We start from the raw sequence: 1,041 nt of genomic DNA, 5'->3' as shown, positions 1-1,041 counted from the left end.
CCCCGCATCCGCACTCGCACTAACTAACGCATCTGCTTCTGCCCCCGCATCCGCACTCGCACTAACTAACGCACCTGCCCCTGCCCCCGCACCTGCATCCGCACTAGCTAACGCAACTGCACCTACATCTGCATCCGCACTAGCTAACGCAACTGCACCTACATCTGCACCCGCACTAGCTAACGCACCTGCCCCTGCATCTGCATCCGCACTAGCTAACGCACCCGCATCCGCACCTTCATTCACACTCTCAACAATGCTTCCGCAACTTTTTGCCTGAGACAAGTTCATGCTATAATAGTGCGGAACACACTCCATGGATGCAGAGGTGATTAGAAAGTGGGATATAAGGCAGGCCAGCTTTTTGTTAATTTGCCGGTGAGTAATCTGCAGGATTCGATCAACTTTTTTACCGCACTCGGATTTGAGTTCAACCCGCAGTACACGGATGAGAACGCAACATGCATGATCATCAATGACAACACGTTTGCCATGCTGCTGACCAAGGAATTTTTTAACACCTTCACTTCGAAATCGGTTGTGGATACTGCCGGACACACGGAGGTCATTCTCGCCTTCTCCGCAGCAAGCAGGGCAGAGGTGGACGAACTGGTGCATAAGGCACTTGGGGCCGGCGGCAAACCGTTCAATGATCCGGTCGACCATGGCTTTATGTACAATTGGAGCTTTCAGGATATCGACGGTCATCTGTGGGAAGTCATGTATATGGATGAGAACGCGCAATAGCATAGAGCTGCATGAGGACAGGCTTCCGGATGCGGGGGCTTGTTTGCTGTTTGTTTATAGAGGAACCTTCTGAGAGTTTGCAGTGACGCTATTATGGTATGCGGAATGCGGTGCGTGGTACGTGTATGCTTAATTGCACTTTGTACAACTAAATCGCCTGATTTATAACCAATTATTCGTTTAGTTGTATTCCGTGCAATTAAAATGCCCCTTATAGATGGTTTCTCGCCGCTTCGGGCAGATATAGTTGTACAGAAGAGTCAATTTCATAATTCAGTTGGCTGAATAGCAAGA

At 49.5% G+C, this 1,041-nt stretch carries 2 protein-coding genes; one reads left to right on the top strand and one right to left on the bottom strand.

Going from position 1 to position 1,041, the window contains the following annotated elements:
* The coding region (locus QW71_RS36130) for a hypothetical protein (RefSeq protein WP_200906015.1) at positions 1–246 on the bottom strand (246 nt) is incomplete at its 3' end.
* Positions 247–339: 93 nt separating this feature from the next.
* Here QW71_RS36130 and QW71_RS36125 point away from each other — a divergent pair.
* The gene (locus QW71_RS36125) at positions 340–747 is read left to right on the top strand and encodes a VOC family protein (RefSeq protein WP_039310951.1); all 408 of its coding nucleotides are present in this window, start codon (positions 340–342) and stop codon (positions 745–747) included.
* Positions 748–1,041: the final 294 nt, after the last annotated feature.

The sequence above is a fragment of the Paenibacillus sp. IHB B 3415 genome (genome assembly GCF_000802655.2).
GTDB classification, from domain to species: domain Bacteria; phylum Bacillota; class Bacilli; order Paenibacillales; family Paenibacillaceae; genus Paenibacillus_AQ; species Paenibacillus_AQ phytohabitans.
The sequence above is the reverse complement of the archived record's forward strand: the minus strand, read 5'-3'. Positions and strand labels throughout refer to the sequence as shown.